Below are 23812 nucleotides of genomic sequence, written 5' to 3' on the forward strand. Positions count from 1 at the left end.
CCTTTATCCTACCTCCAGGATCAGCTTGGGCCGGAAGGCCAGGGCGTCGGCGGCCACCAGGTGGAGGGGAATGCCCCGGTACTCTTTGGGAAGCTTTTCCGGGTCGGCCCCGTGCAGGTGGCCGTAGACGATGGCCTGGGGCTTGGCCTCCGCGGCCAGCTCCAAAAGGGGGGTGGCCTCCCCCTTGGGGCCGAAGGGGGGAAAGTGGAAGGCCACCACCAGGTGGCGGTAGGGTTTGCCCTCGAGGTCCTGTAGGGAGAGCTTGAGCCGCTCCACCTCCCGGGCGAAGATCCGCTCGTCCTCTGGGGTGGCGGGGGGATACTGCCAGCCCCTACTTCCCGCCACCGCCACCCCATCCAAGACCAGGGCGTCGTTTTGCAGGGCGTACATGCCCTCGGGCAAAACGGCCCTCAGGCGGGTTATGGAGGGCCACCAGTAGTCGTGGTTCCCCTTCAGGAGCACCTTTTTGCCGGGCAAGGCGGCCAGGTCCAGGAGGTCCGGCAGGGCCTCCCCCAGGCGCATGGCCCAGGAGATGTCTCCAGGCACAATCACCAGGTCCCCCTCCGCCACCACCTCCCGCCAGCCCCGGAAGAAGGCCTCCGGGTGGCCCTGCCAGTTGGGGCCGAAGATGGTCATGGGCTTGGAGTGCAGGCGGGAGAGGTGGGGGTCGGCGATGGCGAAGACCCGCATGGGCTTTAGCGTACCCTATGGGTATGGAAAAGGCTGAGGCCCTGGCCTATGCCTTAAGGCTCCTCTCCCAAAGGGCCATGAGCCGGGCCCGCCTGCGGGAGAAGCTTCTCGGCCGCTTTCCCGAGGGGGAGGTGGAAGGAGCCCTGGCCCGCCTCGAGGAGCTGGGCTATCTGGACGACCGGGCCTTTGCGGAAGCCTTCGTGGCCAGCAGGCGGAAGTACGGCCCCCATAAGCTCCGGTTTCTCCTGAAAGCCCAGGGGGTGCCGGAGGAGGTGGTGGAGGAAGTCCTTGCCGCCTATGGGGAGGAGGAGAGCCTGGAGGCGGCGCTTAAGGTCCTCCGCCGCTACCCCCGCCGCCAGGACAAGGCCAAGGCGGTGCGCTTCCTTCGGGGCCGGGGTTTCCCCCTTTCCGTGGCCCTAGAGGCCTACCGGCTTGTCAAGGAGGAGGAAAGCGGGTAAAAAGAGCCCATGCCCGAGGTGCGCGCGGAACGCTTGATCAAGGCGCCAGCGGAAAAGGTGTATGCCCTGGCCAAGGACCTGGAGGGCTTGAAGCCCTACCTCAAGGAGGTGGAAAGCCTAAAGGTTCTTTCCCAGGAGGGAAACCGCACCCGAAGCGAATGGGTGGCGGTGGCCATGGGCAAGAAGGTGCGCTGGCTGGAGGAGGAGGAGTGGGACGACCAGAACCTAAGGAACCGCTTTTACTCCCCGGAAGGGGATTTTGACCGGTACGAGGGCACCTGGGTCTTCCTGCCGGAGGGGGAGGGGACCCGGGTGGTCCTGAGCCTGACCTATGAGCTCGCCATCCCCATCTTCGGGGGGCTTTTGCAGAAGCTGGTGCAAAAGCTCATGCAGGAGAACATAGAAAGCCTTCTTAAGGGCCTGGAGGAACGGGTTCTGGCTTCCTAGTTGCACATGGGGCCCTTTTGCTCTACCATGGGCCTGAAGCCGCCCATGTCCTTCCAAAGCGGGGTGGCCCAAGAGCTTTCAGGAGGTCAAAGTGGAAACGTTGCGCGTGTCTTCCAAGTCCCGCCCCAACTCCGTGGCCGGCGCCATTGCGGCGCTCTTGCGCACCAAGGGGGAGGTGGAGGTGCAGGCCATCGGGCCCCAGGCGGTGAACCAGGCGGTGAAGGCCATCGCCATCGCCCGGGGGTACATCGCCCCCGACAACCTGGACCTGGTGGTCAAGCCGGCCTTCGTCAAGCTGGACCTGGAGAACGAGGAGCGGACCGCCCTTAAGTTCAGCATCAAGGCCCATCCCCTGGAGTCTTGAGGCCGGGAAGCCCCAGGGCCCTGGCCGTTCGCATCCTCCTCGAGGTGGAGCGGGGCGGCAGGACCCAGCTGCTTTTGGACCGGGCTCTGGACCGCCTGTCCTGGCCCGAGCGGGACAGGGCCTACGCCACCCACCTGGTGTACGGGGTCCTGCGCCGCCTGAGGTATTTGGACTTTCTCTTGGAGCCCCACCTCAGGAAGCCGGAGAGGCTTCCTCCCCAGGTGCGCTGCATCCTGCGCCTGGGGGCCTGGGAGTGGCTTGCGGGCAAGGCGGACCATGCCCGGGTGAGCCCCTGGGTGGAGGAGGCCAAGAAGGTTTCCCCGCGCCTCGCCGGCCTGGTCAACGCCGTGCTCCGTCGTTTGAGCCTGCGGGAGGCCCCGGAGTGCGTACGCCTCAGCCTGCCCGACTGGCTTTGCCAAGCCTGGCAAGGATTCTTCGGCCAGGTGGCCTTCGCGGAGGGGTTCAACGAGCCCGCTCCCCTCTTCGTCACCGCGTACCGCTCCGTGGAGGGATTGAAGCCAGGGCCCATCCCTGATAGCTACCTCTGGGAGGGAGGGAAAACCGACTTTTCTGCTTTAGGCCTCCAGCCCCAAAACCCCGCTTCCCTCTTTGCCGCCCGGCTTCTTAGCCCTGTCCCCGGGGAAAAGGTGCTGGACCTGTGCGGGGGTGCGGGGCTTAAGGCCTTTTACCTGGCCGCCAAGGGGGCGGAGGTGGTGTCCTACGACCTGAACCCCAGACGCCAGGAGGCAGGGGAGAAGACGGCGAGGAAGCTGGGCCTGAGGGTCATCTACCTCACCCAGGACCTGAGGGAACCTCTTTCCGAGAAGGCCAAAAAGGTTCTTCTGGATGCTCCTTGCACCGGAACCGGGACTTTCCGGAGCCATCCCGAGCTCCGCTACCGCCTGGCTCCAGAAGATCCGAGGCGCATGGCGGAGTTGCAGCTTAAGCTTCTGGAGACCGCTGCCCGGGCTACGGAGGAAGGGGGGGTGCTGGTGTATAGCGTCTGCACCCTGACGGAGGAGGAAGGGGAGGGGGTGGCCCGGGCCTTTCTTGCCCGGCACCCGGAGTTTGTGCCGGAGCCCATAGCCTGCCCCTTTCCCGCGCTTCGGTCGGGCCTGGGTGTCTATGTGGCCCCGGAGGGAGGCCTGGATGGGTTTTATTACCTGCGCCTGCGGAAGGTAAACTCTAGATCATGAAGTTGGTGTTTGTGGGCCTGGGCAAGATGGGGAAAAGCATCCTGAAGGGAGCCTTGGACCGGGGTTTCCTCAGGCCCGGGGAGGTGGGGGTGGTGGGCCGCACCCCGGAGCGCACCCGGGAGCTGGCCGAGGCCTTTGGGCTTCGTCCTTTGGCCCTTAAGGAACTCGCCCAGGCGGAGCGGGTGCTTTTGGCGGTCCAGCCCCGGGATTTTCCCCATCTGGCCCCGGAGATCGCCCACCCCGGGGTGGGATACATCTCCATCATGGCCGGGGTATCCACGGCGGTGCTTTCCCGCAGGCTGGACACCCGGCGGGTGGTGCGGGCCATGCCCAACCTGGCGGCGGTGATCGGGGAGAGCTCCACCGCCCTTACCGCCTTGAGGGAGGCCCGGGAGGCAGGGGACCTGGAGTTTGCCCGGTCCCTTTTCGCCACCGTGGGGGATGTGTACGAGATCCCCGAGCACCTCTTTGACCCCTTCACCGCCATGTCCGCCTCCGCCCCCGCCTATCTGGCGGTGGTGGCGGAGGCTTTGGCCGATGCTGGGGTGAAGATGGGTATGCCCCGGGCCCTGGCCCTGCGCCTGGCGGCGGAGGCCCTGGCGGCCACGGGGGAGCTCTTGAAAAGCCGCCATCCCGCCCAGCTCAAGGACGAGGTGGCCAGCCCCGGGGGAACCACCATCCACGGCCTCCATGCCCTCGAGGCCCGCTCCTTGAGAGCTGCCTTCTACGAGGCGGTGGAGGCCGCCACCCGGCGCGGGCACGAGCTGGGAGAGGCGGAGTAAGGGTATGGAAAGCGCTAAGGGCAGGGGGCTTTGGCGGTTCCTCTGGGCGGTGTCGGTTTTCCTTTCCCTGGCCCTGGGCCAGGTCTTTCCCCAGGGAGGGGGACGGTACCTGTACTCCGATGGCACCCAGCAGGAGCTTCTTCCCACCCAGGAGGGGTATCGCCTCCGCTACTGGAAGGAGGGGCGCGTGTTCCGGGAGGACCGGCTCAAAGGGGGTGCCGAGGGGCTTTTTCTCCTGGGGGTGGGCCTGCCCGAGGGGTACTTTCCCTTTACGCCCCCCCTTCTTCTCTATCCCTCGAGGCTGGACCTGGGGCTTTCCTGGGGGGGAAGCGCCCGGTTTCGCGGGCAGCGGGTGGCCCTTTCCGCCCGGGTGGAGGGAATCGAAGGGGTAAGAGTAAAGGCCGGGGCCTTCAACGCCTACCGGGTGCGGGTGGCCTACACCACGGAAAAGGGAGGCACGGACCTAAAGGAGCTCTTTTGGGTCCCGGGCCTGGGGGTGGTGGCCTACCGCACCGGGGAGGACTGGGTGGAGCTTTTAAGGCTCCCACAGGCCCTTACGCCCAGGCAGGGGCCTTAAGCCTTGGCCTTGAGGTAGTAGCGCAGGATTTCCCGGTACATGCGCAGGCGGTGGAACAATCCCGGTAGAAGCCCCCGCTTTTCCTCCTTCATCACCTGGCTCACCCCAGGAAGGGGCAGGTAGAGGACCCGCCAGCCCGCCTTTTTAGCGTAGCGGGTGAGGAGGAGCTCCAAGTCGTATCGGGCGTTCTCGAGGCCCGGCACCCTTCGCAAATCCTCCGTCTTCAGGGCTCGCTGTCCGGAGAGAAAGGGGGTAAGGCGCATGGCGAGATCCGTGGAAAGCCTTCCCCCTTGGAAGACGCCCACCGTCATCTCCGCCTTCCCCTTTGCCACAGGGTCCAGCAGGGACTCCAGATGGTGCGGGGCAAGACCCAGAAGATCCGCATCCAGGAGGAGGACCAAGGGGGTGTTCACCCGTTTGAGCCCCTCGGCGATGGCCCCGCCCTTACCCCGGTTGTGGGGCAGGCGCACCACCTGGGCTCCAGCCCTGGCGGCCTCCTGGGCGGTGCGGTCCTCTGAGCCGTCATCGGCCACCACCACGGGGAAACCTGCCTCCTTGGCCACCCGCACCACCCCTGCGATGGAGGCCTCCTCGTTGTAGGCAGGGATGAGGACCGTGGCCTCCATTTAGCCCCCGAGAAGCCGCCTTAGGTCCTGGAAGGTGACCAGGATGACCAGAAGGATGAGGAAGAGAAAGCCCAGGTAGTGGACCATGGCCTCCTGCTCGGGGCGGATGCGCAGGAAGCGGGAGAGGAAGAGGATCAGGATCCGGCCTCCATCCAAGGCGGGGATGGGGAGAAGGTTGAAAAGGGCTAAGGACAGGTTGATGGCCACGGTAAGCTCCAGAAGGCGGAAGAGCCCTTCCTGGGCTGCCCGGCCCGTTTCGGCCACGATGCCCACCGGTCCCATGACCCCGTTGTCGGGATTTCCCGCCAGCACGCTCAAAAGCCCTCCCACCAATGCCTTCACCATCTGGGGTCCGAAGGCCAGGGTGCGGCTTACGGCTAGCCCAAGCCCCTCCAGGAGTCCCACCCGGTGGAAGGTGACCTCTGGCTGGTACACCACCCCAAGCCGTTCCATGCCCTCTTTCCAGGTGAGGGAGAGGGTGAGCTCCTGGCCTTGGCGGAGCACCGTGAGGGTATGTTCCCCTGGGGTCTTGACCCGCTCGATCTCCTGGGCCTGGGCCAGGGGGGTGCCGTCTATGGCTACCAGGATGTCGCCGGCCCGTAGCCCCGCTTCTTCCGCCACGCTTCCCGGCAGGACCTCCAGGATGATGGCCCTTCCCGTGGCCTCCGGCACCCCTTGGGCGCTGAAGAGGTAGGCAAGGAGTCCCCAGGCCAAAAGGATGTTCATGAGCACCCCGGCCACCAGGACCAAAAGCTTGCCCAGGAAGGGCAGGGCGTCGTACCCTCGGCCCCGCTCCTCCGGGAGGAGGCCCTCGATGTCCGCATACCCCCCTAGGGGGATGGCGGAAAGCCGCCACTCCGTTCCCCAGGCCTGCCGCCTGAGAAGGACGGGGCCGAAGCCCAGGCTGAAGGCCTTGACCCGCACCCCTTGAACCCGTGCTGCCAGGTAGTGCCCCAGCTCGTGCACGAAGATGCTCACGCCGATGATGATCAGAAACCAGACCAAGCTCATGCCCACCTCTTGGCCTCTTCCCGGGCCCAGGCATCCACGGCGAAGAGGTTCTCCCATGTTAGGGGAAGGGAAGGGGTGTTTTCCAGGACCCGGGCCAGGATCTTTGGAATCTCGGTAAACGGAATCTTTCCGGAAAGAAAGGCCTCCACCGCCACCTCATCGGCGGCGGAAACCGCCACCTGGGCCACCCCGCCCCGCCTTCCCGCCTCGTAGGCCACCGCCAGGGCGGGGAAGCGGTTGAGGTCCGGCTCGAAGAACTCCAGCACCCCAGGGAAGGGGAGGTTCTGCAAAGGGGTTTCCGCCCTTTCGGGGTAGGTGAGGGCGTACTGGATGGGAAGGCGCATGTCCGTGGGGCCCAGTTGGGCCTTGAGGCTACCGTCCACGAAGCGGACCAGGCCGTGGACATAGGCCTGGGGGTGAACCAGGACCTTGATCTTCTCCAGGGGAAAGTGGAAAAGCTCCTTGGCCTCGAGGACCTCGAGGCCCTTGTTGAAGAGGGTGGCGGAGTCTATCGTCACCTTGGGGCCCATGCACCAGCGGGGATGGTTTAAGGCCATGGCTGGGGTAACCTGGGAGAGATCCTCGGGCCCCCAAAGGAAAGGTCCTCCGCTTGCCGTGAGGATGAGCTCGGCCACATCCTCGCGCCTTTCCCCCAGGAGGGCCTGGAAAAGCGCCGAGTGCTCGGAGTCCACGGGGAGGATCTCAGCTCCCTGGGCTTCCACCTCCTGCCAGAGGAGGGGCCCTGCCGCCACCATGGCCTCCTTGTTGGCCAGGGCCAGGCGCTTTCCTGTTCTGGCCGCAGCCCAGGTGGGAGCAAGCCCCGCAAGGCCCGGAATGGCGGCCACGGCCACCTCCGCTTCCAAGGAGGCCACCTCCTCCGGGGTGCCAAGCCTTAGCCCGGGGAAGCGAGCCTTTAGCTCCTCGTGGAGGCTTTCGTGGGCGGCCACCAGGAGGGGCCTCCACTCCTGGATCTGGCGGGAGAGCTCCTCCAGGTTTTGCCCGGCGGCAAGCCCCACCACCCGGTAGCCCCGCCAGCGGCACACCTCGAGGGCCTGCCGCCCTATGGAACCCGTGGAGCCTAGGATCACCACCCGTTTCATGTGAAGAGCACCACCAAAAAGTAGGTGAGGGGGAAGGTGAAGAGAAGGCTGTCGATCCTATCCAGAAGGCCGCCGTGGCCGGGAAGGAAGTGCCCCGAGTCCTTCACCCCACAGTACCGCTTCAGCATGGACTCCACCAGGTCCCCAAGCTGGGCGGCCAGGGAAAGGAGGAGGCTGAAAAGCCAAAGTTCCAATAGGCCGAAAGGGAAGACCTCCCGCACCAGCCCGGTGTAGAGGGCCAGGGCCAGGAAGCTTACCGCAATCCCCCCCAGAGAGCCTTCCACCGTCTTACCGGGGGAGATTTCCGGGGCCAGCTTTTGACGGCCCAGGGTCCGGCCCACGAAGTAGGCGCCGATGTCGGTGGCGAAGCTGGCCACCAGGGGCAGGGAAAGGGTCCAAAGGCCCAGGGTGCTGTCCGGGATCTCCCTCAGGAGGAGGACATACCCCAGGCTCCAGGGCAGGTACAAAAAGGCCATGAGGGTGAAGGCGAAGCGGGTGAGGTCGGCTCCCCTGAGCAGCTCATAGCTGAAACTTCCCAATAGGAAAAGCCCCAGGGCCACTTCCCGCCAGGGCACCTGGGGGAAGTGCCAGTAGAGCTGGGGCAAGGAGAAGAGGAAGAGGAGTACCCCTCCGCCCACCAGGAAGGGCAGGTTCAGCCGGATGCCCCTTTTGGCCAGCATGTCCCTAAGCTCCAGGCTCCCCAGCCACAGGACGAAAACCAGGGTGGGCAGGATTAGGGCGAGTCCCCCCCACAGCACCCATAGGAGCAAAAGAACCCCTACCAGGGCGGAGAGGACCCGGGTGGGCAGGTCGTCCCTGCCCTCCATCACCCCTCCTTTCCCGTGGGCCCCCGGGTAAGGGGCCCATAAGATTTGGGCAAGCCGTCCACAGCAGACAAAAGGTGGGTCCTAAGGGGCTTCCTAGCCTAGGATCTCCTGCTCCTTCTTCTCCAGAAGCTCGTCGGCCTTGGCAATGAACTCGTCGGTGATCTTCTGGATTTCGGCCTCCGCCCGCTTGGTATCGTCCTCCGAGAGGTGGAGTTCCTTGGAAAGCTTCTTGAGTTTTTCCAGGGCCTCGCGCCGGATGTTGCGGATGGCGATCCGTCCCTCCTCGGCGTAGTGGCGGGCGGTTTTCACCAGCTCCTTGCGCCGCTCCTCGGTGAGGGGGGGGATGTTGATGTACAGGGCATCCCCCTTGTTGGCGGGGTTCAGGCCCAGGTCCGAGTCGCGGATGGCCTTCTCTATGGCCTTCAGGGCGTTTTGGTCCCAGGACTGCACCACCAGGGTCTTGGCGTCGGGGGCGGTTACGGTGGCGATCTGGTTCAGGGGCACATGGGTGCCGTAGTACTCCACCTTGAGGTGGAGGAGAAGGGCGGGGTTGGCCCGCCCGGTACGAAGGCCCGCCAGGTTGTGCTCCAGGGCCTCGAGGCTCTTTTGCATGTGCGCCCTTGTTTCCGCGTAAAGCTCTTTCAGGCTCATGGCACCTCCTTCAGGTGTGGATCAGGGTACCCACCTTTTCCCCCTGGATGATACTTACCAAAGCGCCGGGTTTGAAGATGTCAAAGACCACGATGGGAAGCCCCGCTTCCATGCACAGGGTGATGGCGGTGGTGTCCATGACCTGCAGGCCCCGGTTCAAGACCTCCAGGTAGGTGAGCTCGTCAAAGCGCACCGCGTGGGGATTCTTCCGGGGGTCGTCGGAATAAACCCCGTCCACCTTGTTCTTGGCCATGAGGACCACCTCGGCCCCCACCTCCAGAGCTCTTAGGGCGGCGGCGGTGTCCGTGGAGAAGAAGGGGTTGCCCGTCCCTCCGCCGAAGATGACGATGCGTTCCTTCTCCAGGTGGCGCAGGGCCCGCCTGCGGATGTAGGGCTCGGCCACCTGGGTGATGGTGAGGGCGGTCTGGACCCGGGTGGGGATCCCCAGGGACTCCAGGGCGTCTTGCAGGGCTAGGGCGTTCATGATGGTGGCCAGCATGCCGATATAGTCGGCGGTGGCCCGGTCCATACCCACCCCCTGCCTTGCTCCCCGCCAGAGGTTCCCCGCCCCGATCACGATGGCCAGCTGGACTCCCGTGTCGTAGGCGGCCTTGATCTCCTTGGCCAGGGCCTTGGTGGCCTCGGGCTCGATACCAAAGCCGTTGGCCGTCAAAAACTCTCCGGAAAGCTTTAGGAGAACCCTTTTGTACTTCATGGCATTAGCAAAGCCGGGGCCCTTCTGAAAAAGGCCCCAGATATTCCCCACGGCTCACGCCCTTCTCCCTTGAGGGGGTACGCTTCCATAGACTTGGATTTGCCGGGGTCCCCACCCTGGCCCTGCCAGGGTGGGGTGGCCCTACGCCCCCAGCTCAAAGCGGCAGAAGCGCCGTACCACGATGTTCTCCCCGGTCTTGGCGATGGCCTCCTGGATCAGCTCCTTCACCCGGATCTTGTCGTCCTTGACGAAGGGCTGTTCCAGAAGGGCTACCTCCTCCAGGTACTTCTTCAGGCGACCCTCGGCGATCTTCTCCGCAATCTGGGCGGGTTTGCCCTCGTTGAGGGCGGCCTGGATGTAGATCTGCCGCTCCTTCTCCAGCTCCTCAGCGGGGATCTCCTCGGCGGAGACGTAGCGGGGGTTCATCATGGCGATGTGCATGGCCAGGTCCCGGGCCAGGTTCTGGAAGATCTCGTTCCGGGCTACGAAGTCGGTCTCGCAGTTGAGCTCCACCAGGACCCCTACCCGCTGGTTGTGGTGGATGTAGTGGCCGATGACCCCTTCCCGAGCCTCTCGCTCCGCCTTCTTGGCCGCCTTCATGGCCCCCCGCTCCCGGAGGAGCTGGACGGCCTTTTCCTCGTTCCAGCCGGCGTCCTCGAGGGCCTTCTTCACATCCATCATGCCGGCCCCCGTGGCCTCGCGCAGCTTCTTGATGAGTTCCATCTGGCTCATGCTTCCACCTCGTCCTCGCCGAAGTCGGATTCCCCCTGGACCTGGGCTTCCGCCTTCTCGGCCTCCTCCACCAGGGCGTAGGAGGGGGAGGGCTCCACCACCCCGCCCCGGGCCTGGATGATGAGGTCCACAGCCCGGGAGACGATGAGCTGGATGGAGCGGATGGCGTCGTCGTTGCCGGGGATGATGTAGTCCACCAGCTCGGGGTCGGAGTCGGTGTCCGCCAGGGCCACCACGGGGATGAAGAGCTTGCGGGCCTCCCGCACGGCGATGGCCTCCTTGGTGGGGTCCACCACGAAGATGGCGTCAGGAAGGCGCTTCAGACGGCGGAAGCCCGAAAGGTATTTCTGCAGGCGGTCCAGCTCGTGCTTCAAGCGCACCTGCTCCTTCTTGGGCCGGTCCTGGATCTCCGGGGAGGCGAAGAGGTTCTCCAGCTCCTCCAGGCGGTTCACCCGCTGGGAGATGGTCTTGAAGTTGGTGAGCATGCCACCCAGCCAGCGCTGGTTCACGTAGGGCATCCCGGCCCGCTCCGCTTCCATGCGGATGATGTCCTGGGCCTGCTTCTTGGTGCCCACGAAGAGGATGGTGCCTCCCCGCATGGCCAGGTCCTCGAGGAAGCGGAAGGTGCGCTCCAGCTCCACCATGGTCTTCTGCAGGTCGATGATGTGGATTCCGTTGCGCTCCGCGTAGATATAGCGGCTGAACTTGGGGTTCCAGCGCTTGCGCTCGTGGCCGAAGTGAACCCCTGCTTCCAAAAGCTCCTTGATGCTGATGTTTACAGGCATATTCCTCCCATTCGGGGAAGGTTGGGCTTGGCGTTTCCTGTGTGCCGTCCTCTTTCCCGCAGGACCTTCCCCTGCCTACGGGCTGGCCCGGCACACCTTCCCGATTATAGGGGGAAAAGGGGCTTTGCGTAACCCCCCCTTTTGGGCTATACTCCCCTAGGCTTGGGGCGGTAGCTCAGAGGGAGAGCACCCGCCTTGCAAGCGGGAGGTCAGGGGTTCAAATCCCCTCCGCTCCACCAAGTCCAGGACACAACGCTTTGCCCCCCGGTAGCGTGGCCGGGGGGTTCTTGCTCCCGGTTGCGCACGGTTTGTGGCTCAGTAGCATCGTGACGACTCCCCAGACTAAAGTCCGGGGAGTCGTCACCCGGATGCGGTTTCGCGAGACCCGAATCTTCGGGACCAGGGGAGAGGTTTTTGGGGATGGGCGGTACCTGAGGCTCTACCGGTTCGGGGAGGGGGAGAGGGTCTTTGACCTGGAGACGGAACGGGAGGGCTCCATCCGAAGCGGGCACGGGGGCGGGGACATAGGGACCTTTTTGCAGGCGCTGAAGAGGGACGACGAAGGTCTTTTAGAGCCCTTCTCCCAGGCGGTCCAGGCCCACCGGCTCACCTTCTTAGCGGAGGAGGCCCGGAAGGCGGGAACGGTGGTCCATGTGGAAAACCCCTTGCCCTAAGGGGCAAGGGGGCTTTGGCGGAGAGGGCGGGATTCGAACCCGCGAGGCAGGTTTAAGCCCGCCTACACGATTTCCAGTCGTGTCCCTTCAGCCACTCGGGCACCTCTCCAAGTGCCAAGCCTGAGTTTAACAAGGCCCGTTTTTATCGTCAAGTAAGCTGAAGGTGTGCGGGTGGTGGTGGCTCACGAGAACCTAGACTTTGACGCCCTGGGTTCCATGGTCCTGGCGGGAAGGCTCTTTCCGGGAAGCGTTCTGGCCTTGATTGGGGGCCTCGAGGGGCCCTTGAAGGAGATCGCCCCCCTTTTGGAGGATCGTCTGGATCTGGTCCCGGCTGCGGAGATCCCCGTGGAAAGGGTTACCGAAGTGGTGCTGGTGGACAACGCCCGGCCTGAGCGCATCGGTCCCTTTAAGGCCCTGGTGGGCCGGGTGCCCTTTTTGGTCTTCGACCACCACCCCCGGGCACCGGGGGATGTGCCTGCGGTGGGGGGGAGGGTGGCCCAGGTAGGGGCCACGGTGAGTCTCCTGATTCCCCTGATCCGGGAGCGGGGCCTGACTCTCACACCCTTGGAGGCCACCTTGGCCTATGCGGGGATCTGGGAGGATACCGGGGGGTTCAGCTTTCCCTCCACCACGCCCCAGGACCTCGAGGCCGCTTACTTTTTAGCCCAGCAAGGAGCGGAGATCCCCCGGGTGCGGGAGTGGGTACGGCCCCAGCTGGGGGAGGAGGCCCGGGAGGTCCTGAAGAGCCTTATCCGCACCGCCAAGGTGGTGGAACGGCAGGGGTTCCGGCTCCTCCTCGCCCGGGCTCAGGAGGAGGGCTATGTGCCGGCCTTGGCCCCCCTCGCCCATGCTCTTTTGGACCTGCACGAGGCCCATGGGGTGTTGCTGGTGCTTCGGCTTGCCCGGGAGGTCCTCCTCATCGCCCGGAGCCGGGAGCGGTTGGATGTGGGCCGCTGGCTTTCCCAGGTGGGAGGTGGGGGGCACCCCCGGGCGGCCTTTGCCCGGGTGCGGGGGGTACGCAATGCGGTGCGGCGCCTTCTGGAAAGCCTTCCCCAGTACCTGGAGCCCGAGTCCACCCTAGCCGAGGTCATGTCCGCGCCTGTGGAAACCCTGCGCCCCACCACCGTGCGGGAAGCCCTGCGGATCCTGGAGGAGCGGGGGTACGGGGCCATGCCGGTGGTGGAGCCCCTGGAGGGAGGAAGGGTGCGGGTCTTGGGCCTGGCCCGGAGAAGGGATCTTAGGAAGGCGGAAAGACTTGGCCTGGCGGAGTATCCCGTGGAGGGCTTTTTGGCCCGGGCCCTTGTCCTTCCCCCGGAGACCCCCCTTTCCGAGGTGGAGCCCCACTTGAAGGCGGGAGGGGGAAGGGTTCTGGTGGGGGAGAGGTTGGGGGAGGGCGTTAAGCTTCTTGGGATCTTCACCCGTACCGACCTCTACCGCAAGAAGCCCGCTTTGGAGAAGCCTCTGGGGGAGCGGATCCTGGAAGCCTTACCCGAAGGGGCCAGGCGGGTGGTCCTGGCCCTTAGGAAGGCGTTTCCGCAAGGGATCTACCTGGTGGGGGGGGCGGTGCGGGATGCCCTTTTGGACCGGTCGGGCCCCGACCTGGACCTGGTTCTGGAACCAGGGGTCAGGGTGGGGGAGGTGGCCCGCTTTCTGGTGGAGCGCTTCGGGGGCAGCTTTGGCCTCCACTATGCCTTTGGCACCGCCCGGGTGCGCGTGAGTTTTGGCCTTACCGTGGACCTGGCGGAAAGCCGGGAGGAGGTCTACCCCTATCCCGGCGCCTTGCCCCAGGTGCGTCCGGCCCCCATCGCCAAGGACCTGGAGAGGCGGGATTACACGGTGAACGCCATGGCTCTGTCCTTGGCCACCTTAGAGCTTTTGGATCCCTATGGGGGCCTCGAGGATCTAAGGAACCGCCTCCTCCGTCCCCTGCATCCCCTTTCCTTCGTGGAGGACCCGAGCCGCATCGTCCGGGGGGCGCGCCTGGCTGCCCGGTTGGCCTTCCGTTTTTCCGAGGAGGCCTTAAAGGCCTTGCCCCCAGCCCTCCTTCCCGAGGTGCTCAAGGGTGCCAGCAAGAGCCGCCTGCGCGACGAGCTCTTCTTGACCCTGGAGGAGGACACCTTCCTCGAGGCCCTTTCCCTTTTGGAGGAGCTTGGGGCCTTGGGTCCCCTCTACGGGCTAAAGCTTCCACCCAGGGACCCCTTTGTACGGCTTAGGTGGGGGCCTCTGGAAGACGAGGGGTTTCCGCCTGGGCGGGCTAGGGTGGAAGCTCGCCTCCTCCTTCTCCTCTACTTCCAGGAAAACCCCCTGGAAAAGGCCTTGGCCCTGGGGCTTCCCAAGCGGTTGCAGGAGGCCTTGGCCCTGCTTCTCAAAGGCTCCTGGGAGGAGGTGGACAAGGAGGCTTTGGGGAAGGAGCCCTTGCGCGGGGTTTTTCTGGCCCTCTTCCCCGGGAAAGAGGGCTGGCTTACGGAAAAAAGGCGGGTCCTCATGGGGCGGGATCTCTTGCAGCTGGGCCTGAAGCCGGGTCCCAGGGTGGGGGAGATCCTGCGCCAGGTGGCCGAGGCGCGGGCCCGGGGGGAGGTAAGGACCTTCGAGGAGGAACTGGCCTTAGCCCGTAGACTGATAGGCGATGGGTCTTTTTCCGTACCTCAATGACCCCCCGGTCTTCCTGGTGGCCTTCGCCTTTGCTGTTTTTGGCCTCGTGGTCCACAACCTGTTCCAGGCCTACCTGGCGGACCGGTATGGGGATACGGCTCCCCGCCGCTACGGTTTCCTCTCCTTGGACCTAAAGGTCCACCTGGAACCCTTAGGCCTGGTCTTTTTGCTCCTTTTGGGTTTCGGATGGCCGAGAACCGTGCCCACGAACCTGCCCGGGAGGAAGGGGGCCATGGTGGCCCTCATGGGGCCTTTGGGGTTTTTTGTGGCTGCCTTCCTCTATGGCCTTCTCGCCCGCTTTCTGCCCTATCCCTTTGGCGAAGGACTTCTGCTGGCCCAAAGGCTCATGCTCCTTCACGCCGCCATCTACCTTTTCCCCGTGCCTCCCTTGGATGGGGCCAAGGCCCTCTACGCCGTGGGCGGGTATGAGGCCCGGCGCTTTCTGGAGCAGCTTGCGGCCTACGGACCCCTGGGTTTCATCCTGATCTTTCTGGTGCTCTCCTATACCGGGGTTACCGGGGCGGCGGTCCAAGGGCTTGCGGGCTTCTTGGCCACGCTATACCGGGTCATCGGGCTATGATCGCTCTTTTGCAGCGGGATCCCCTGGCCTTTCTTTTGACCTTTGCCATCTTGGTGTTCAGCCTGGTCCTTCACGAGCTGGGCCACGCCTACGCGGCCTACCTTTTCGGGGACGCCACCGCCAAGCGCCAGGGGCGGCTTACCCTTAATCCCCTCAAGCACCTGGACCCCTTGGGCACGGTCCTTCTCCTCCTGGTGGGCTTCGGCTGGGCCAAACCCGTGCCCATCTACCCCCCGGCCTTCCGCCACTACCGCCTAGGGCTTTTCGTGGTTTCCATTGCCGGGATCGTCATCAACCTGGTTTTGGCCGTGCTCTTTGCCCTCCTGGTTCGGGGGCTATTTACCCTGGATCCCGTGGGAGTGGTGATGACCCTGCGGGGGGAGGGGCAGACTGAGCTCGGCCTGCTGGCCCTGGCGGCCTTTTTCGCCAGTTCCATTAACCTGGTCCTGGCGGTCTTCAACCTCCTGCCCATCCCCCCCTTGGATGGTTCCAAGATCCTGCAGAGCCTTCTTCCCCTTTCTTGGCAACCCCTTTTGTGGCGGTTGGAGCAGTACGCCTGGCTTTCCTTTCTTCTGATCCTTACCGTGTTGCGGGGGCCTATCCAGGAGGTGTTGCGCTTGGCCCGGCGGGTGTTCTTTGGCTTTTTCTTCGGCTAGACTGGGGTCATGCGCACCCTGAGCCTGGTGCTGGCCGTGGTGGCCCTCCTGCTCCTCCTCCCCGCCCTCCTGCCCCTTTTGGGCTGGCTCAACTGGGTGGTCCTGCCCCTGGCCCTTCTGGCCGCAGGGCTCGGCCTGCTTTCGGGAGAGGAGCGGGCCTTTAAGCTCGGGCTTCTGCTGATGGTGGTTTCCGCCTTGCGCCTTTTCCTAGGGGGAGGCTTCCTCTAGCCAGGTGCGCAGGATCCTCAGGTTCCAGGCGTCCTCCTCCGGGCTCCTTGGGGTTTCCAAGATGAAGACCCGGCCCCTCAGCCGGGGGTCAAGGAGCACGCCCTTAAGCCCCTCCCCGATCTGGCCCTGGAGGAGGTGGGCGTGGTGGTCGATGCGGCTAGCCAAGCCCCCCACGGAATCGTTCAGGTGTACCACAGGCACCCGCTCGAGCCCCACGAGGCGGTCCAGCTCGCTCAAAACCCCCTTTGGATCCCCCTTCACGTCGTACCCGGCGGCATAGGCGTGGCAGGTGTCCAGGCAGACCCCTAAGGGCGTGTCCTCTATGAGCCAGGCCAACTCCTCAAAGCGAGCCCCCACCTTTTCCCCGCCACCAGCGGTGTTCTCCACCAGGAGGGTGGGGCGCTCCCTGACCCTGGCCAGGTGCAGGGCCTTCAGGAGACCTTCCTTGACCCGCTTGGGGTCTCCAGAGCCCGGATGGACCACCACGTACTCCAGGCCCAGTAGGCGGGCTTTTTCTAGGTCGTCCGCCAGGCTCATCACGCTCTTTTCCCAAAGCTCCCCTTCTGCTCCCAGGTTTACCAGGTAGGAGGCATGGATAACCCCGGGAAGCTCCCCGGCTATCTCCCTGAGGGCGCGAAACGTTTCCACCTCGCTTGGGGAGAGGGCTCGGGTTTTCCAGCTTCTCGGGCTTTTGGCGAAGATCTGGAAGGCGGAAAGACCCAGGGCCTGGGCTTCCTCCACGGCCCCGGCCACCCCCTTTTTTCCGGCGATGGAGAGGTGGAAGCCGTAGCGCGCCATGCTACTCCTCCTCCACAACCTCCACCCGTACCCGGGTGGCGGAAAGGGCCCCGATGGTTTTGGCCGCGGCGTAGGAGAGGTCGATGATATACCTTCCCCCAAAGGGCCCCCGGTCGTTGATGCGCACCACCACGCTTTTGCCGTTTTTCAGGTTGGTGACCCGCACCCGGGTGCCGAAGGGCAGGGAGGGATGGGCGGCGGTGAGGGCGTGCATGTCGTAGCGTTCCCCGCTGGCCGTGCGCCTGCCGTGGAAGCCGGGGCCATACCAGACCGCAAGCCCCTCCTGCAGGAAGCGGGTTTTGGCTGGGAGCTCCTTTTCCGTAAGCCTCAGGACCTGGCCGGGATGGATCAGGTCCGAGGTGAGGCCGTTGAGCTCCTTCAGTTCCCTCACGCTCATGCCGTGGGCTTTGGCGATGCGGAAGAGAGTATCCCCCTTCTCTACCGTGTAGGTCTGGGCCAGGGCGCCGGAGAGGAAAAGGGCCAGGATGAGGGTGCGCACCTAAACCTCCTGCCAGCCCCGGGGGAAGCGGGAGAGAAGCTCAATCCCTGTGTCCTGGATGAGGACGAGCTCCTCAATCCGCACTCCGCCTATACCCGGCAGGTAGACCCCGGGTTCCACGGTGACCACCATGCCCGCCTCGAGGGTCTCCTCCGTGTAGGGGGAAAGCCCCGGCCCCTCGTGCACGGCAAGCCCCACCCCGTGCCCCAGGGAGTGGACGAAGTAGCGGTCCAGGTCAAAGCGTTTAAGCTCCTCCCGGGCCAGGGCGTCCATCTCCTTGGTGCTCTTCCCTGGGCCCAGAACTTCAAGAACCCGTTCCAGGGCGGCCAGGGTGGCCTCAAAGGCCCGCTTGAGTTCCCCGTCCACCCTTCCCAAGGCCAGGGTGCGGGTCATGTCCGAGTGGTACCCCTCCACCCTGGCCCCCAGGTCCAGGGTGACAAGCTCCCCCGCCTCGAGGGCTTTTTCCGAGGCCCTGGCGTGGGGCAAGGCTCCCCGCACCCCCGAGGCCACGATGGGGGGGAAGGCCACCTCGGCCCCCCGCCGTTTCAGGAAGAACTCTATTTCCAAGGCGACTTCCCGTTCTAAAACCCCTGGCTTGAGCAGGGTAAGGGCGTGGGCCAGGGCTTCCTCCGCCAGGGCCTGGGCCTTGCGGATCCTTTCCACTTCCTCCGGTGTCTTTTTGAGCCGCAGCCGCTCGATAACCCCCTTGGTGGGCACCCACTCCGCGGGGGCAAGCTCCCGCAGGCGTTCCAGGGCGGCGTAGGGGAGGTGTTCCGCCTCAAAGCCCACCCGGCCCTTCAAGCCCTTGAAGACCTCCTCTTTTTCCTCCCGCTTCAGCACCCTGGCGGGGATTTGGCTTTCCTGCTCCGCCTCGGGGTAGCGGGGATCCGTGAGGAGGAAGGCTCCTTCGTGGGTAACGAGGACCTGGGCGTCTTCGGGGTGGGGAAAGCCCGATAGGTAGCGAACGTTTTCGGGACGGGTCACGTAAAGGGCATCCAGCCCTAGGGGATCGAGGAGGGTCTTCGGGTCCAGCACGGGGCCTACTATACCACCCGTTAACCCTCTTCTAGATTCACGCCCCGGTAGAGGTCGTCCACGGCCAACTCCAGGGTGGGCCAGGGGAGAGGAAGCTTCTCCCCTGGCCCCAGGCGGAGGTAGGTCCACTGGTTTCCCTCCACCAGGTGATGGCGGATGGGGCTTTTCTCCTCCAGCTTCAGGTAGGCCTCGAGGCTGAGGGCTTTTCGGGCGGGCTGGCCTCTATTCTAGCTTGGCCAAGCTGAAGCGCACCCGGCCTTCCTCGTCCTCCAGGAGGGTGGTGTGGCCGGGGAAGAGGCCTTCAGCAAACTCTAAGGCCAGGACCTCCTCGGCGATCCAGCTGCCGTGCCGTTTCAGGGCTTCCAGGTAGGCGCCTTCCGCCTCGTAGCCCACCCGGATGCGGTCGGAAACCTTGAGGCCCATCTCCTTGCGGGTCTGTTGCAGGTGGCGGATCAAGTCCCGGGCCAAGCCCTCAAGCCTTAGCTCCTCCGTGACCCGCACCTCCAGGGCGGCCACGTACCCCTCCTTTTCCAGGGCCTGGTACCCCTCGGGGGCCTGGGCCTCGAGGAGCACTTCCTCCGGCTCCAGGACCACCTCCTGGTCCTCCAAACGCAGGGGCACCCTTTCCCCCTTCAGGACCAGGCTAGCCACCCTCGAGGCCTCCTTTTCCAGGGCCTCGCGGATCCTGGGAAGAAGCTTGCCGTACTTCTTGCCGAGGAGCTTCAGGTTGGGCAGGACCCGGTAGCGGAGCACCTCTTCCCCTGGTTCCAAGACCCGCACTTCCTTCACATTGAGCTCCTCGGCGATCTCGGAGGCGAAGTGCCTCAGGCCCTCCCGCTCGAGGGCGGTGGGAGCGGTGATGAGGAGAAGGGGAAGGGGGATGCGGGTCTTGATCCCGCTTCTGGCCCGCACCGAACGGGCCAGGTCCACCACCTTGAGCACCGCCCGCATCTTGGCCACCAGCTCCTCGTCCACCAGATGGGGGTCCACCTCGGGCCAGTCGGAAAGGTGCACGGAAAGGGGGGCCTCGGGGCTTACCGAGCGCACCAGGTTCTGCCAAAGCACCTCGGCCAGGAAGGGGGTGAAGGGGGCGGAGAGCTGGCTGATGGTGACCAGGGCCTGGTACAAGGTGGCGTAGGCGGACTCCCGGTCCAGGGGATCCTCGTTTTTCCAGTAGCGCCTGCGGCCCCGGCGCACGTACCACTGGGAGAGGTCCTCCACCACGAAGTCCCGCAGGGCCCGGCTGCTTTGGGTGGGGTCGTAGGCCTCGAGGGCCTCCGTCACCCTCTGAATCAGATCCTGGAGCCGGGCAAGAAGCCAGCGGTCCAGCTCGGGCCGCTTCTCCACGGGAGGCGGGTTCTTAAGGTCTGGCTGGTCCAGGTTGGCGTAGGTGACGAAGAAGCTATACACATTCCAGAGGGTGAGGAAGTAGTCCCGCACCGTTTCCCGTACCAGGTTGGGTCCGAAGCGGCGGTCCGCCTCCGGGGGAGCGGAGATGTAGATGTACCACCTGAGGGCATCCGCCCCAAACTCCCGGATGATGTCCCAGGGGTCCACCACGTTCCCCTTGGACTTGCTCATCTTCTGGCCCTTTTCGTCCAGGATGAGGCCGTGGCAGATGACGTTTTTGAAAGCGATGGAGCCGAAGAGCATCACCCCAAGCTGGTGCAGGGAGTTGAACCAGCCCCGGGTCTGGTCGATGCCTTCCGCAATGAAGTCCGCGGGGAAGGCCTCCTTAAACTCCTCCTGGTTCTCAAAGGGGTAGTGCAAGGAGGCAAAGGGCATGGCCCCGGAGTCGTACCACACGTCGATCACGTAGGGCACCCGGCGCATGGTGCCCCCGCAGGAGCAGCGGAGCTCCACGGCGTCCACGTAGGGGCGGTGGGGGTCAAAGGGCTCGGGAAGGGGATGGGTGGCCCTTTCCCTTAGTTCTTGGATGCTGCCGATGGCCTCCTCCTTCCCGCAGGTGGCGCACACCCAGATGGGAAGGGGCGTGCCCCAGTAGCGGTTGCGGCTTAGGGCCCAGTCCACCAGGTTCCTGAGCCACTCCCCGTAGCGTCCCTCCTTGATGTGGGGCGGGACCCAGTTGATCTCCTGGTTTTTGCGGATGAGTTCCTCTTTGAAGAGGGTGTTTTTGATGAACCAGGTTTCCGTGGCGTAGTACATGAGGGGGGTGGAGCACCGCCAGCAGTGGGGGTAGCTGTGGAGATAGCTTTCCTCCTTGAAAAGAAGCCCCCGGGAACGGAGGTCTTTCAGAATGGCCCGGTTGGCCTCGCGGAAGAAGAGGCCCTTAAAGGGCTCCACCAGGAGTCTCCCCTCCTCGTCCACCGTCTTGAGGAGGGGAAGGCCGTAGGCCCTGGCCGTTTCGAGGTCCTCGGCCCCGAAGGCGGGGGCCTGGTGGACGATGCCCGTGCCGTCCTCCCGGCTCACGTACTCGGCCAGGACCACGAGGTACCCCTTCTCCAGGGCCTGGGGGTAACGGGGGTCGTAGGCCAGGCCCTCCAGTTCCTTACCCGAAAAGGTCCTGAGAATGGGGGTTTCCTCGCCGAGGAGCCTGCGCCCCAGGGTTTCCTCGATGATCACCGCCTCCTCCCCCACGGCAAAGGCCCCATAGGTGTACTCGGGGTGCACCGCCGCGGCCACGTTCCCGGGGAGGGTCCAGGGGGTGGTGGTCCAGATGAGGAGGTTAGCCTGCTTCAGGCCCAGTTTTTCCGGTTCCTTAAGGGGAAGGCGTACATAAACCGAGGGATCGGTGATCTCCTTGTACCCCAAGGAGAGCTCGTGGGAGGAAAGAGGCGTGCCGCACCGGGGACAGTAGGGCACCACCTTGTGGTCCCGGTAGAGGAGCCCCCGGTCGAAGAGGTTCTTCAGGCTCCACCAGATGCTTTCCACATAGGTGGGGTGCAGGGTGGCGTAGGCGTTCTTGAGATCCACCCAGTAGGCGATGCGCTCGGTGAAGGCCTCCCACTCCTTCTCGTAGGTGAACACCGACTCCCGGCAGGCCTGGTTGAAACGCTCGATGCCGTAGGCCTCGATCTCCCGTTTGCTCTTTAGCCCCAGCTTCTTCTCCACCTCCAGTTCCACGGGGAGGCCGTGGGTGTCCCAGCCGGCCCGGCGGGGTACGTAATAGCCCCGCATGGTCTTGTACCGGGGGAAAAGGTCCTTGTAGCTTCGGGCCTGGGCATGGCCCACGTGGGGCATGCCGTTGGCGGTGGGGGGGCCTTCGTAAATGGTATAGCGGGGCCTCCCTTTACGGTTTTCCACGCTTTTCTCAAAGATCCTCTCCCGCTGCCAAAACTCCAGAACCTCCTCTTCCAGCCTGGGAAAGTTGGGTTCGCCGACCTCCTTGAACATACGCTCCTCCCTAAAGAAACGTCCGCGCCCTTTGGGCGCGGACGAAAGCGCAAGGGCTTCCGCGGTACCACCGCGCTTCCTGGAGATAGCCTCCAGGCCCTCATTTGCGCGCGATCACGGGCGCACCCGGCGGGCATTACTCGAGGCCCTTAGCCCCTTTCCTCCCGCGGCTCCGGGGTGATCTTCCCGCCTTTCCTCACCACCGGGCTTCCACCCTCCCCGGCTCGCTCTAGGCTATTGGAAAGGGGTACTCTCCCCATCCTCGCCTTTACAGCTCCCGCCTCCTGGGGTAAAATCCCCCGTTGGCGGCTAAGCCCATGCTAGCAGCCTTTCCCCCGGCTTGACAACGCCCCCATCGGGTCTGCTAGACTCAGGCTAAGCCGGTTCCCCTTCCGCGCAAAAGGAGCGTCCATGGAGCTGTACTTGGATACCGCCAACTTGGAGGAGATACGGGAGATCGCTGCCTGGGGGGTGCTCTCTGGGGTGACCACCAACCCCACCCTGGTGGCCAAGGAGTATGCGGGCCGAGGAACAAAGCTGACCGAGGAGGTTCTGTTCGCTCACCTACGGGCCATATGTGAGGTGGCGAAGGGACCTGTGTCGGCGGAGGTGACCGCGCTGGAGGCAGGGGCCATGGTGGAGGAGGGCCTGCGGCTTGCCGCCATCCACCCCCACATCGTGGTCAAGCTGCCCACCACCGAGGAGGGCCTGAAGGCCTGCAAGCGCCTTTCCACCCAGGGGGTGAAGGTGAACATGACCTTGATCTTTTCCGCCAACCAGGCTCTTCTGGCGGCCCGGGCAGGGGCGGCCTACGTTTCCCCCTTCCTGGGCCGGGTGGACGATATCTCCTGGGACGGGGGAGAGCTTTTGCGGGAGATCGTGGAGCTGATCCAGGTCCAGAACCTGCCGGTCAAGGTCATCGCTGCCTCCATCCGTCACCCCCGCCATGTGACGGAGGCCGCCCTTCTGGGGGCGGACATCGCCACCATGCCCTATGCGGTGTTCAAGCAGCTCCTGAGGCATCCCCTCACGGACATCGGTCTTAAGCGCTTTATGGAGGATTGGGAGAAGGTCAAGCCATGAGAAGGAAAATGGAAGTTCAACAGGAAGCGCCCCTCACTTACCAGGAGCTTTCGGCCAAGATTCTGCCGGAGCTGCACCTCCTGGCCCAGGAGGCGGGGATCGAGAACTACAAGCGCATGAAGAAGGACCAGCTCATCATGGCCCTCCTGGAGCGGCAGACCCAGGGTGAGGGCCTGCAGCTGGTCAAGGGGTACCTGGAGATCAGCCCGGATGGGTACGGGTTCATTACCGAGAACCTGTACAACCTGGAATCCCGTGTGGCCATCGTCTCTGCGGGTCTCATCCGGCAGTATGCCTTGAGGAGCGGGGACTACATCGTGGGCCGGGTGCGGCCTCCCCGGGAAAACGAACGCTACGGCACCCTCCTCAAGGTGGAGGCGGTGAACGACCTGGATCCCGAGGCCGCCAAGAACCGGCCCCGCTTTGACGAGCTCATCCCCCAGTTCCCCGACCGGCAGATCAAGCTGGAAACCACCCCCGACGAGCTTTCCACCCGGGTGATCGACCTGCTGGCCCCCATCGGCCGGGGGCAGCGGGGGCTCATCGTGGCCCCGCCCAAGGCGGGCAAGACCACCCTCCTCAAGAAGATCGCCAATGCGGTCCTGAAGAACGAACCCGACATCAAGGTGATCGTTTTGCTCATAGACGAGCGCCCCGAGGAGGTCACGGACTTCCGGGAAAGCGTCCAGGGAGCCGAGGTCATCGCCAGCACCTTTGACGAACCTCCCCAGAACCATATCCGGGTGGCGGAGTTCGTCCATGAGAGGGCCAAGCGCATCGTGGAGGAGGGGGGGCACGCGATGATCCTCCTGGACTCCATCACCCGCCTGGCCCGGGCCAACAACCTGGTAACCCCGCCCACGGGCCGTACCCTGTCGGGCGGTTTGGACTCCGCTGCCCTGTACTTCCCCAAGCGCTTCCTGGGAGCGGCCCGCAACATCCGGGGTGGAGGTAGCCTCACCATCCTGGCCACGGCCCTGGTGGAAACGGGAAGCCGCATGGACGACGTGATCTTTGAGGAGTTCAAGGGGACGGGCAACATGGAGCTCCACCTTTCCCGCCGCCTCGAGGAGCGCCGCATCTTCCCGGCCATCGACATCCTGAAGTCCGGGACCCGTCGGGAGGAGCTCCTCTTGGGCGAGGAGGTGGTGCACAAGATGTGGCTTCTCAGGAAGGTCCTGGCGGATATGGACCCGGCGGAGGCCATGGAGATGCTTTTGGCCCGCCTGGGGCGCACCAAGAACAACAAGGAGTTTCTGGCGTCCTTGGCCGCCCGTTAGGCGGGATTTTCC

At 64.7% G+C, this 23812-nt stretch carries 27 protein-coding genes, 2 tRNA genes and 1 other annotated feature; of the genes, 14 read left to right on the forward strand and 15 right to left on the reverse strand.

Annotated features, from left to right (window positions below; all coding sequences use genetic code 11):
- Positions 1–3 precede the first annotated feature (3 nt).
- On the reverse strand, positions 4–690 hold the full coding sequence (locus F604_RS0104885) for a metallophosphoesterase (protein ID WP_019550663.1): 687 nt from the start codon (positions 688–690) through the stop codon (positions 4–6).
- A 17-nt stretch (positions 691–707) separates the two neighbouring features.
- On the opposite strand from F604_RS0104885, the gene F604_RS0104890 reads away from it, so the two are divergent.
- The 6 genes from F604_RS0104890 to F604_RS0104915 all read left to right on the forward strand — a co-directional run bounded on the left by F604_RS0104890 (position 708) and on the right by F604_RS0104915 (position 4514).
- On the forward strand, positions 708–1148 hold the full coding sequence (locus F604_RS0104890) for a regulatory protein RecX (protein ID WP_019550664.1): 441 nt from the start codon (positions 708–710) through the stop codon (positions 1146–1148).
- A 9-nt stretch (positions 1149–1157) separates the two neighbouring features.
- Positions 1158–1595 carry a type II toxin-antitoxin system RatA family toxin gene (locus F604_RS0104895; protein WP_019550665.1) on the forward strand — a complete coding sequence of 146 codons (438 nt, stop codon included), beginning with the start codon at positions 1158–1160 and terminating at the stop codon, positions 1593–1595.
- A 91-nt stretch (positions 1596–1686) separates the two neighbouring features.
- Complete coding sequence (locus tag F604_RS0104900; RefSeq protein WP_014515944.1) at positions 1687–1959, forward strand: stage V sporulation protein S; 273 nt, start codon at positions 1687–1689, stop codon at positions 1957–1959.
- A complete protein-coding gene (locus F604_RS0104905; protein WP_019550666.1) occupies positions 1956–3155 on the forward strand; it encodes an RsmB/NOP family class I SAM-dependent RNA methyltransferase in 1200 nt (399 codons plus the stop codon). Before F604_RS0104900 ends, F604_RS0104905 begins: the two co-directional genes overlap by 4 nt.
- On the forward strand, positions 3152–3937 hold the full coding sequence (gene proC / locus F604_RS0104910) for a pyrroline-5-carboxylate reductase (protein ID WP_015717584.1): 786 nt from the start codon (positions 3152–3154) through the stop codon (positions 3935–3937). The genes F604_RS0104905 and proC overlap by 4 nt, the downstream gene beginning before the upstream one ends.
- 4 nt (positions 3938–3941) lie before the next feature.
- The gene (locus F604_RS0104915) at positions 3942–4514 is read left to right on the forward strand and encodes a hypothetical protein (protein WP_019550667.1); all 573 of its coding nucleotides are present in this window, start codon (positions 3942–3944) and stop codon (positions 4512–4514) included.
- Here the strand turns inward: F604_RS0104915 and F604_RS0104920 are convergent.
- The 8 genes from F604_RS0104920 to rpsB form a co-directional block, all read right to left on the reverse strand.
- Entirely contained in the window at positions 4511–5140 is a 630-nt protein-coding gene (locus F604_RS0104920; protein ID WP_019550668.1) for a glycosyltransferase family 2 protein, read from the reverse strand. The two genes, F604_RS0104915 and F604_RS0104920, sit on opposite strands and share 4 nt — an antisense overlap.
- Positions 5141–6151, reverse strand: coding sequence for a M50 family metallopeptidase (locus F604_RS0104925; RefSeq protein ID WP_019550669.1), 1011 nt, complete (start codon positions 6149–6151; stop codon positions 5141–5143). It lies immediately after the preceding gene.
- Entirely contained in the window at positions 6148–7251 is a 1104-nt protein-coding gene (gene dxr / locus F604_RS0104930; protein ID WP_019550670.1) for a 1-deoxy-D-xylulose-5-phosphate reductoisomerase, read from the reverse strand. The genes F604_RS0104925 and dxr overlap by 4 nt, the downstream gene beginning before the upstream one ends.
- Positions 7248–8078: a phosphatidate cytidylyltransferase gene (locus F604_RS0104935; protein ID WP_019550671.1), complete on the reverse strand. Its 831-nt coding sequence runs from the start codon at positions 8076–8078 to the stop codon at positions 7248–7250. The genes dxr and F604_RS0104935 overlap by 4 nt, the downstream gene beginning before the upstream one ends.
- A gap of 93 nt (positions 8079–8171) precedes the next feature.
- Positions 8172–8729 (reverse strand): ribosome recycling factor, encoded by a 558-nt coding sequence (gene frr, locus F604_RS0104940; protein ID WP_015717578.1) that lies wholly within the window; start codon positions 8727–8729, stop codon positions 8172–8174.
- Positions 8730–8739: 10 nt separating this feature from the next.
- The gene (pyrH, locus tag F604_RS0104945; RefSeq protein ID WP_026328980.1) at positions 8740–9444 is read right to left on the reverse strand and encodes a UMP kinase; all 705 of its coding nucleotides are present in this window, start codon (positions 9442–9444) and stop codon (positions 8740–8742) included.
- A gap of 141 nt (positions 9445–9585) precedes the next feature.
- A complete protein-coding gene (tsf, locus tag F604_RS0104950) occupies positions 9586–10176 on the reverse strand; it encodes a translation elongation factor Ts (RefSeq protein ID WP_019550673.1) in 591 nt (196 codons plus the stop codon).
- Complete coding sequence (gene rpsB / locus F604_RS0104955; RefSeq protein WP_015717575.1) at positions 10173–10961, reverse strand: 30S ribosomal protein S2; 789 nt, start codon at positions 10959–10961, stop codon at positions 10173–10175. The genes tsf and rpsB overlap by 4 nt, the downstream gene beginning before the upstream one ends.
- A gap of 164 nt (positions 10962–11125) precedes the next feature.
- On the opposite strand from rpsB, the gene F604_RS0104960 reads away from it, so the two are divergent.
- Together F604_RS0104960 and F604_RS0104965 are read left to right on the forward strand one after the other, a co-directional pair.
- A tRNA-Ala gene (locus tag F604_RS0104960) sits at positions 11126–11200 on the forward strand.
- Between the two features lie 129 nt (positions 11201–11329).
- Positions 11330–11635, forward strand: a complete 306-nt coding sequence (locus F604_RS0104965) for a hypothetical protein (protein WP_019550674.1) — start codon at positions 11330–11332, stop codon at positions 11633–11635.
- A gap of 15 nt (positions 11636–11650) precedes the next feature.
- On the opposite strand, the gene F604_RS0104970 is transcribed toward F604_RS0104965, so the two are convergent.
- A tRNA-Ser gene (locus tag F604_RS0104970) sits at positions 11651–11744 on the reverse strand.
- A gap of 56 nt (positions 11745–11800) precedes the next feature.
- On the opposite strand from F604_RS0104970, the gene F604_RS0104975 reads away from it, so the two are divergent.
- Genes F604_RS0104975 through F604_RS0104990 form a run of 4 tightly spaced genes read left to right on the forward strand, consistent with a single transcriptional unit; the run spans position 11801 to position 15751 of the window.
- Positions 11801–14287: a CBS domain-containing protein gene (locus tag F604_RS0104975; protein WP_019550675.1), complete on the forward strand. Its 2487-nt coding sequence runs from the start codon at positions 11801–11803 to the stop codon at positions 14285–14287.
- Positions 14262–14867 carry a zinc metalloprotease gene (locus F604_RS0104980; protein ID WP_019550676.1) on the forward strand — a complete coding sequence of 202 codons (606 nt, stop codon included), beginning with the start codon at positions 14262–14264 and terminating at the stop codon, positions 14865–14867. The genes F604_RS0104975 and F604_RS0104980 overlap by 26 nt, the downstream gene beginning before the upstream one ends.
- The gene (locus F604_RS0104985; protein ID WP_019550677.1) at positions 14864–15523 is read left to right on the forward strand and encodes a site-2 protease family protein; all 660 of its coding nucleotides are present in this window, start codon (positions 14864–14866) and stop codon (positions 15521–15523) included. Before F604_RS0104980 ends, F604_RS0104985 begins: the two co-directional genes overlap by 4 nt.
- A gap of 9 nt (positions 15524–15532) precedes the next feature.
- On the forward strand, positions 15533–15751 hold the full coding sequence (locus tag F604_RS0104990; protein ID WP_019550678.1) for a hypothetical protein: 219 nt from the start codon (positions 15533–15535) through the stop codon (positions 15749–15751).
- On the opposite strand, the gene nfo is transcribed toward F604_RS0104990, so the two are convergent.
- From nfo to ileS, 5 genes are all read right to left on the reverse strand, one after another.
- Positions 15731–16549 carry an endonuclease IV gene (gene nfo, locus F604_RS0104995; protein ID WP_019550679.1) on the reverse strand — a complete coding sequence of 273 codons (819 nt, stop codon included), beginning with the start codon at positions 16547–16549 and terminating at the stop codon, positions 15731–15733. The genes F604_RS0104990 and nfo overlap by 21 nt on opposite strands.
- A 1-nt stretch (position 16550) precedes the next feature.
- Entirely contained in the window at positions 16551–17048 is a 498-nt protein-coding gene (locus F604_RS0105000) for a septal ring lytic transglycosylase RlpA family protein (protein WP_019550680.1), read from the reverse strand.
- Entirely contained in the window at positions 17049–18080 is a 1032-nt protein-coding gene (locus tag F604_RS0105005; RefSeq protein WP_026328981.1) for a M24 family metallopeptidase, read from the reverse strand. It abuts the gene before it with no gap.
- Positions 18081–18103: 23 nt separating this feature from the next.
- Positions 18104–18226 carry a hypothetical protein gene (locus F604_RS13430; RefSeq protein ID WP_015717445.1) on the reverse strand — a complete coding sequence of 41 codons (123 nt, stop codon included), beginning with the start codon at positions 18224–18226 and terminating at the stop codon, positions 18104–18106.
- 79 nt (positions 18227–18305) lie between these two features.
- Positions 18306–21437, reverse strand: coding sequence for an isoleucine--tRNA ligase (gene ileS / locus F604_RS0105015; protein WP_019550681.1), 3132 nt, complete (start codon positions 21435–21437; stop codon positions 18306–18308).
- A gap of 34 nt (positions 21438–21471) precedes the next feature.
- Positions 21472–21709 (reverse strand) — a binding site (T-box leader).
- A 139-nt stretch (positions 21710–21848) separates the two neighbouring features.
- Between ileS and fsa the strand changes: the two genes are divergently transcribed.
- Positions 21849–22520 (forward strand): fructose-6-phosphate aldolase, encoded by a 672-nt coding sequence (fsa, locus tag F604_RS0105025; protein WP_019550683.1) that lies wholly within the window; start codon positions 21849–21851, stop codon positions 22518–22520.
- Positions 22517–23800, forward strand: a complete 1284-nt coding sequence (gene rho / locus F604_RS0105030; protein WP_019550684.1) for a transcription termination factor Rho — start codon at positions 22517–22519, stop codon at positions 23798–23800. The genes fsa and rho overlap by 4 nt, the downstream gene beginning before the upstream one ends.
- Positions 23801–23812 lie beyond the last annotated feature (12 nt).

The sequence above is a fragment of the Thermus scotoductus DSM 8553 genome, assembly GCF_000381045.1.
Classification (GTDB): Bacteria; Deinococcota; Deinococci; order Deinococcales; family Thermaceae; genus Thermus; species Thermus scotoductus.